We start from the raw sequence: 4,272 nt of genomic DNA on the forward strand, positions 1-4,272 counted from the left end.
GTCGCCGACGTAACTCCACCCGCTGGCGGCGTCGCGAAACCAATAGCCAAACAGGTACTCAAGCCCATGCTCGCCCACGAAGGGATCGCCTTCCAGGTCGAGGAAGACATCGCCATCCGACGGCTCCGGAAGACAGGACAGGCCAAAACCTGGTTCGGCGGGCAAGAGTTCGAAGCCGAGAACRCCGCTGTCTCTCGCCGCGACTTGCAAACGCGCTTGTTCGCGAACACGTTCATAGGAATGGACCGAACCGCGTTCAGGTTTCCATTGCAAGGGCAGCGGCAGGCCGGCTAGCGATCGCATCGCCTCGACGCCTTGGCTTTTCAGCTCGTTTATCTGAACCTTGGAGATGCCGGCGACGAGGCTCAGGTGATCGTCGGCTCGGCGCCGCCCGTCGCATTGCTTGCTCCAGCGACAAACTTCGCAGTGGCTGTTTGGGTCGGGATAAGTATTCAAGTCGCCGGCGGCGTCGACTGCGAGTTCAAGTCCGGATTTGGCCCGGCGAAAGAACGCGCCGTAATCAGCGAAGCGATAGCGCTCCGGCTGAAAATCCGCCCATGGCGGAACCACGTGCATGAACTCGGGGCTCGAGCCTTGCGCACGGGCGAGCAGATCCGAATAGAGGCAGAGCTGGAGCACGGTGCCCCCCTTGGTCTCGCGCGCCAGCTTGGTATCGACCGCCTCGTAAGACCAGGAGCCGAGCGCGGAGGGCGTCTCGACGCGCAGCAGCACGTCCACCCTGCCACTCCACCGTCCGTTCGCCAGAGCGCCCTGGACGATAACGGGCGTACCAGCCCGCATCGCCTCGAGCGTCCGCGCAGCCGACGCGGCCGTGATATCAACACCATCGATGCGCACCGCGTCGAGGTCCGAAGCTTTCAAATGATCGACATACGCTTGCTCATGCAGCGCGCCTCGCTCCCTCAGGATGTCAAGAAACGGATCATAGGTCGATGGCTTAGCCAGCACGCCTTGCGCGACAGCGAGGTCAAGCGCTGTTAGATGGCGGCAGTTCAAATGGCCAACCAGATCCGTCGCCGTCAGATTTATTTCGTCATCGGATCGCCTCATAAAAGCAGATTAGGAAGAATTACACTTTGAGCAACTGAATTTTATTTCGCCGCTTCTCCGCTTGAAGAACAACGTCGCGCCAAGCAACACACTCATGAAGTGGAGGCGCCTGGTTTGCGATCTGCCCGCGCGGCAAGCCCAGCCAAGGGTGGGCTGAGCGCGCGCGGGATTTTCCAGCGCATCGCTTTGTCGAATATCATGGCTTCGGCGGGTGAGAGCTCGAGCCGCAGGACCCGACGCGTCGCCGCGTCGTATCCTTGAAGTATGATGGCCACCATCGCGAAGAGGTGCCCTCCCCCAACAACTTCCAAGTCGATATGGTGTAAGACGCGGCCGAGATCCGTCGCGGCGAGCGGTTCAAATCGCAGCAATTCGGCCAGCAGCGGGTTCGCCAGGCTTGAGCCAGCATGTTGGTCAAGAAATCGATGCGCGAGGCCGGTGATGACGGGATCGTCCCCCTTGAGATGAAGCAGCCGAGCCAACACCTCGTGTTCGCCACGAATGCCCGGGTGTTGCATCATAAAGGCCTTGGCCCGCTCCACAAAGCGCCGCCGCTGGCCGCTCCCCAGCTCGGCGTTGTAGACCCGAGCCGCGGTAACAGGATCGGCGGCGGTGGACAGCCAACGGTCTTGAAGGCGGTCGAATCCTCGGCCMCTGGGTATGCGACTGAGTGACCACAGCACCGGCCCACTGACAGGATCGGTCACAAACCGATCAATGAAGGAGTATGCATACTCAACCAGCTTGGGCGTCGCCGTCGATGCCAGCGATGAGGCAAGAACTTCGCCGACGGCCCTTGAGCGGAGATGTCTTCGAAGCCATTCGAGCACGAGGGCGCCGTGGAGGGACTTCACGCCGCGACCCAGTTCCTTTGAAACAAACCGCAGTATGATCGGCGCCGGCTGAGCTCCCCGCAGGAACGCCGCCGCCGACACTGACGCAGCGTCCGCTGTTTTGCCCTCAAGCAGCGACACGGCGATTTCCGCGCGATCCTGGACAGCGACGCCTGGCGCGGAGAGAAGGGCGCGCCCCTGGGCTCTTAGCTCGGCCGTAGTGACCGCGGTCAGTCTCTTTGAAGCGTTCGCGGCCAGCCAAAGTCGAAAAAGTGGCGCCGCTTGTGTGTGCGTGCAAAGCCGCGCCACTTCCTCGTACGCGGCGTTGAAGATGTCGGCGGTCGTGTCCGCCTGGTCGGCCTTGCGCAGCATGGCCACGATCATTTTTTTGTCCAGCAGGGCGCCGAGCAGGCCACGGGCGGCGTTCTTGCGCGCGCCCTTGAGCTGCGCCGCGAGCACGCGAGCGAGGTCGCGTCCCCATTCGCCGCCGACATCCGTTCGGTTGATGCCGCGGAGATAAATTGGCCAGATGACCTCCGCGTGGGCCAGCCGCGAACCGTCCTCGCCCTCCTCGGCTCTTAGCTCCACGTCGGTCCAGTGCTGGGCGAACTTAGCCAGGTCGGCCGTCGTTACCAGCTCGGCCGGCGCCGCGAAGCCCAGCGCGTTCGCCGCCGCCACGCTTCGAATTCTTGCAAATGCCTCGGATCGCGCCGAGATTTGGCTATTCGTTTCCGCCTGTGCTTCGATTGTCAGCGCGAGCATGAACGCCGCCAAGCTGGGCTGCTTCACCAAGGGCTCAGCCATCGGCCGCCCTAACCGAACCTCGGCCCATTGGTGGAAGGCGTCGTATTCCGCCGCGTCCGGCGCTGGCAGCGAAAACCGGGTCAAGGCGAGGTGTTCGGATGCGCTAAAAACCTGATAGAGGTCGTGTGTGCCGCAGGTGATCAGACCCGCGTAGGGTGTGCCGCGATAGAACCCGTCGTCCACCACCCGATCAAGAGCGGAACGATCGATCTTGGCTGGCAGGTCATCGAGGAAACAAATCTCGGCCTGCTGTGTCCCGCCGGACCATTTCACGCAGCTGGCAAGCCAGGCTTCGAACTCCGCCAATCGCAGCAGTTCCGTCACCGAGGCCAGTCGGCCGGAGATCACCAACGCCTCGATTAGCTGCAACAATATAATCGACTTGCCATCGCCCGAGCGGCCCTCGATCCAGAAAACCGGGAGCCGGTGGTCGTCCGCGCCATAGGCTTGGGACAGCGCGCCGAGCCACGCCCGGGCAGCGCCGACGATGTTGGCGAGCTGTCGTGGCCGAGCGCGGAAACGTCCCCCCGCCAGATCGTCGAGCCGCGGACGAGGGCGCGTGAAGAGGGCGTTGATGGCATTGGGACGTGGCAGGAACTCGTGCGCTGTCAGCAGCCGACCCGGCAGGCGATTTTCCGATTTGGAAGCCGCTACGATGTCGGACATGACTTTGTAAAGCGCGGTTCGAACGCGATCGGGGTCTCGGCCATTAAAGGCGTCGAAAATGTCGCCAAGCGCCGCTCGAGCCACGCGATCGGCGTCCAGCAYGCCGCCCATCAGCAGCGCGCGGCGAAGAGAGAGCCCCGGATTCGACATAATCCGGATCGGTTCACCCTTGACGAACAAACGGCGCGCGAGGGTGAGACGATCCTTGTCGTATACCTCGCCCACGCCGAAAATCTTATCCGCGCCAAGCCCGTTGACCGTCAACCCGGGTTCGCACCCTTCACAGACGATCTGGAACTCAATTCGGTCCATCATCGAGGGCGAACAGAGCGAGACGATGTCGTAGGCCTCGCGCAACGCGGCTGCCAGCGACTTGGCCGTCAGGGCCCGTTTGACCTGTGTCAGGCTCAACTTGTCACTGGAGACTAGGAAGTCGCTGAGCGATTCGATTTCGACGACCGGGGTCTGTCCGTTGATCAGGAAAGCGTGCACGAAACGCTCGAGCGCCGCCGTAGCCTGAATTGAAAAACCGCTCAGCGCCCACCAGCCGCCGTTGGCCCGCTTGGGAAACTGGCTGAGCCACAGCTTTCGCAACGTGTCAAAACTGTCGGCCAGCTCCGGCGGCACTTGGTTCACGGAACCGTCACTCCCCAAAAGGCGTACCAGCAGCCCGCCGCCGCATCACCAAAAACCCGTCGCCGTCGGTCTTATCGATGTCATCAGTCGCATCAATCGCCTCGTCCTCCGCCGGCAAACTAGGTGCAACCGATCCTCTGAACAAGGTCAAGCGGAAAGGCCCGCGACTTGGCATTCTGTAGAATCAACGCATCCCATCTATGGCGCCCACCGTTTCAGTTCGAAGGCCACGACACGGGCCGAAAATCCCGAGCCCCCGACC

At 62.4% G+C, this 4,272-nt stretch carries 2 protein-coding genes; both read right to left on the reverse strand.

The features are described 5' to 3' along the window. Nucleotides 1-1,071, reverse strand: a 1,071-nt coding sequence (locus ACXJ7R_RS25975; RefSeq protein WP_457154326.1) for a TM0106 family RecB-like putative nuclease, incomplete at its 3' end; no start/stop codon positions are given. A gap of 92 nt (nt 1,072-1,163) precedes the next feature. Continuing rightward, nucleotides 1,164-4,010, reverse strand: coding sequence for a hypothetical protein (locus tag ACXJ7R_RS25980; protein ID WP_457154327.1), 2,847 nt, complete (start codon nt 4,008-4,010; stop codon nt 1,164-1,166). Nucleotides 4,011-4,272 lie beyond the last annotated feature (262 nt).

This window comes from Mesorhizobium sp. P5_C1 (assembly GCF_054049815.1).